The following is a 4,060-nucleotide window of genomic DNA, read 5'->3' as shown; positions in this document are numbered from 1 at the left end:
GCCTGGAACAGTTCCTCTAGTGCATCTCTATTTGGCTCCATTTGCTTGTTGGTTCGAGGATCCATTCCATATACGAAAATATCATCAGAGTGAAGCCACGCACTACGCATTCCGCCCTTTTTGATATTGACTTCGATTTCTCGCTTTACTTTTTCTGGTGGATAATATCTTAATGCTCTAAGTGTTACGTCACAGAATTTGCATCCACGGCCGCATCCCCTCATTACTTCAATCATCCCATGCATTGATGGTTCGACAATTTCCGGAATTTCGTCAATTTCCGGTCTGTCCCAGAAGTTCACAAATCTTCCATGTAGCTTTCTTCCATTTCTTTCGTATTCTTTGATGTCTACTTTGAAATCACTTCGCTTCCTAAAGGGATTCATGTTTTCAAATTCGCCGTCAATTAGATAATTGAAAAATCTGCCTGCATGTCCGTCAATTTCTGGCGCGATTCCACCAAGCTCGCCTTCTAAAATAGCATAGATCCCAAGCTCTTCTATTTTTTCTGGATCATAGTTGTACTGCCATGTTCCAGAAGCGCCGGAGATTACCTTGGCATTACTTCCGTTCTTTTTCTTTGCCTCTATGATTTTTTTGTGTAAATCAATATTGTAATATTCGTCGTACGACATTTGCTTTCTTCCATAGGTAAATGTCATGGTGACTGGGCCCATTCCAAGCGGGTCCATCTCATATGTACCAACCACTTGGGTTTCAGGGCCGATGAATTTTTCGACATGGTCTGGATGTGCTACCACTACATCTTCTCTTGCAAATCCGTCGCGTAATAGGCCTGCCTCTACTTTTCTTAGGCCGTATGGGGCGTATGCCGCAACCCCATTGTTGTGTGGAATTGGATTACAGATAAAGTCAAAGAGAACCTTTGGGGTTACTTGGTTTTTTAGAATTTTGTACCAAAAAGAGTTGTGATCTCGGTTTGGATCCAGTGCTGGCGCGCATCCAAAGAAGGTAGCTAGTGAGATACCCCTATAGTTAGACATCAGAGTTCGGTCTGCTGTCAGTACGATCTTGGGTTTTGCCATTGACGCGTCTCTTTTTTTATTTATTTTAAACCTTTAGGTAGTTTTATAGCGGGATTTCGTTGGATTAGTAATTTTCCAAGATTCCAGACTTGGCTCTATGATTGTGACCAAATTCTTGCGAGTTTGCCAGAAATTTTCCATCGAAGATAGTACCGTCATGACACACCAATACTTCATCCATGCAACAGCTGCCGCAGATTCCTATTGCGCATTTCATCATTCGTTCCAGTGATGCTTGGACGAAAATTCCTTTTGAATTTGCAAGTTGGACAATTTTGTGCATCATTTTTTCAGGACCACAAGTGTAAATTGCATCAAACTTTGTACCCTTGACTAGATTTTCCAGCACGTCTGTAACAAAGCCTCGTTCTCCGTACGAGCCGTCTTCTGTAGTTACTATAATTTGGTGCTTTTTATCCACAAGAATTCTATTTGCAAGACTTTCAAAGAAAACTTCGTCTTTTGACTTGGAGCCCATCAGTATTGTAATATCGTTTGTCGGCTTGGCAAATTTTGCTAGCCTCATCAGCGGGACTAAGCCTGTCCCGCCACCAATAAGTGCAATTTTGCCGTCACGAATGTCAAATGAATTGCCATATGGACCGCGGACTCCGATTTGCTGTCCCACCTTTAGGTCATACAAGGCAGTAGATGATACGCCGCGCTTTCGAACAGTAAATGCGGCCTTGCCTTTTTCTTCTGTAATCATTATGCTCATTGGCAGCTCGTTCACACCTGGAATCCATACCATTGCGAATTGTCCAGGCAAAACATTTTCCAGATTTGAATCAGATATTATTATAGTTCGGACAGTCGGGGTTTCGTCTATTACCTTTTCAATTGTTCTAATGGATGGCGTATTAGAAACGCTTTGCAAGACCTACCATCTCCGAGATTTTTATATATCCTTTTTTCTTCATGTAATTTTCAATACCATCATTGATGTTTCCAAAGATGTCGATCCACCCATCACCTATCGCGCTGCCCACTTGCACGGCAGACGCCCCTGCAAAGATAAACTCTAGTGCATCTTCCCATGTAGAGACTCCACCACAACCAATTACTGGAATGTCGAATTTTGATGTGATTTCATAGACGCATCGGACTGCCACAGGTTTTATCGCAAGACCAGACAGTCCTCCAATTTTATGGCTCAGTATTGGTCGTTGCGTCTCTATATCAATTCCCATTGCGCGCAGAGTGTTAATTGCCGTGATTGCATCTGCTCCTCCGTCGATTGCAGCCTTGACGGTATCCAGATAGTTTGTAGTGCCAAGTCCGACTTTACCTATCACTGGAGCTTTTGCAACCGACTTGACTCTAGATACAATTTTTGTTACCAGTTTTGGATCATCGCCTACTTCGAGTCCGACCTTTTCCACATGAGGGCAAGACAGGTTTAGCTCGTATGCCGCAACATTACAACCCTCAAACTGTTTTACCATGAATTCAAATTCGTCTTCAATAGAGCCAACCAGACTAACTATGATTGGAACGTCCTTGTTTGGCTTTATCATGTTTGCAAAATATGGGGCACCGGGATTTGAGAGCCCTACTGCATTAAGATAGCCACCTTCGATTCCTACAATGGTTGGATTTGGATAGCCATCCCATGGCTCCTTACTAAGTGATTTTGATACTACCGCACCTGCCCCGCTGCGATAAATTCGATTGAAAACCTCAAGCGATATGCCCAAAATTCCCGAGGCAAGCATTGCAGGCCTGCCAAATTTGATTGGTCCAATCGATACAGAAAGGTCAGGCGTCACTTGATTGAGTTGGATTTGTTGTCTTATAATAGTTGATTTATGGTAGCTTTTTTAATCCGAAGATCAAACCTGCATTGTGTATTTTGTTATAGTAACAGAGCTTGGAATTGTAGTTTCACAAAATAATACCGTTTCCAAATCATTTGCCTTTGATAATTCAGCAGCAGAATTTGTGGAAGCAAAAAAAGGTAATCTAAAAAACAATTCCATCATTAATTATCTCAGAGAATTAAACGCGGGATTTTTCATAAGTGATGACGCACTGCTCAAGGTGCTCAAAAAAGAATCACTTGACGTTCAGATAATGGATGAAAAACAACTAGACGAAATCCAAGCAAACAAGCCCCAGGTCTTAGTTGATGCTGGATTTGCAAAAAATGTCGGCGACGCCATGTCAAAGCTTAGAGACTTTGCATTATCACTATCGGCATCAAGGGTTACTGAGGTATCCCAGAGTCCAGACCTGCACATCATCCAGGCAATCAATGCGCTTGACGAAATGGACGTAATGATTAACGGTTTATCATCAAGATTGCGAGAATGGTATGGTTTGCACTTTCCAGAACTTGACAATATCATAGACAGCATAAACGGTTATGCACAAATCGTCATGGCTGGCAACAGATCTTCTCTTTCAGAGCGAGTCTACCAGGATGCGGGCTTTCCAGATTCCAAAGTCCAGATGCTTTCTGTAATTCAGCAAAAAAGTAAGGGTGGTGATATTTCCCCAGAAAATCTCGCCATAGTCCAATCAATAGCAAAACAAATTCTTGACATGGCAAAGGCAAGAAATGCAATTGAATCCCACATTGAATCTCAGATGAAGTCCATTGCTCCAAACGTTTCGGCCATACTTGGCACTGCGGTTGGGGCAAGAATTTTGGCCAAAGCAGGGAGCATCAAGAAATTGGCAACACTTCCTGCAAGCACCATTCAGGTTCTTGGCGCAGAAAAGGCTCTATTTCGGGCACTAAAGACCGGAACACAACCACCAAAGCACGGAATTTTGTTCCAACACCCAATAGTTCACGCAGCACCACGATGGCAGCGAGGCAAGATGGCTCGAGCCATCGCATCAAAGGCAGCAATTGCTGCACGCGTTGATGTATACGGCGCAGGACTAAACCAGACTCTACTGGACAAGCTAAACGTTCGAATCACAGAGATTGGAGAAAAATACAAAGAGCCAACAGAGCGCCCACCACAACCACAGAGAGAAGAACGTCAGGACTTTGGAAGAAGAGA

The 4,060-nt window shown here is 42.9% G+C and carries 4 protein-coding genes; 1 reads left to right on the top strand and 3 read right to left on the bottom strand.

What is annotated here, in order from left to right; genetic code table 11:
- From FJ354_07030 to FJ354_07020, 3 genes are all read right to left on the bottom strand, one after another.
- A partial coding sequence (locus tag FJ354_07030; GenBank protein MBM3906404.1) for a radical SAM protein occupies positions 1-1,046 on the bottom strand: 1,046 nt, incomplete at its 3' end.
- A 64-nt stretch (positions 1,047-1,110) separates the two neighbouring features.
- Complete coding sequence (locus FJ354_07025; protein ID MBM3906403.1) at positions 1,111-1,896, bottom strand: dihydroorotate dehydrogenase electron transfer subunit; 786 nt, start codon at positions 1,894-1,896, stop codon at positions 1,111-1,113.
- Positions 1,897-1,906: 10 nt separating this feature from the next.
- Complete coding sequence (locus tag FJ354_07020) at positions 1,907-2,815, bottom strand: dihydroorotate dehydrogenase (GenBank protein MBM3906402.1); 909 nt, start codon at positions 2,813-2,815, stop codon at positions 1,907-1,909.
- Positions 2,816-2,891: 76 nt separating this feature from the next.
- On the opposite strand from FJ354_07020, the gene FJ354_07015 reads away from it, so the two are divergent.
- A partial coding sequence (locus FJ354_07015) for a ribonucleotide-diphosphate reductase subunit beta (protein MBM3906401.1) occupies positions 2,892-4,060 on the top strand: 1,169 nt, incomplete at its 3' end.

Source organism: Nitrososphaerota archaeon, from assembly GCA_016872055.1.
Lineage (GTDB): Archaea > Thermoproteota > Nitrososphaeria > Nitrososphaerales > Nitrosopumilaceae > Nitrosotenuis.
This window is presented reverse-complemented; position numbering and strand designations above follow the sequence as displayed.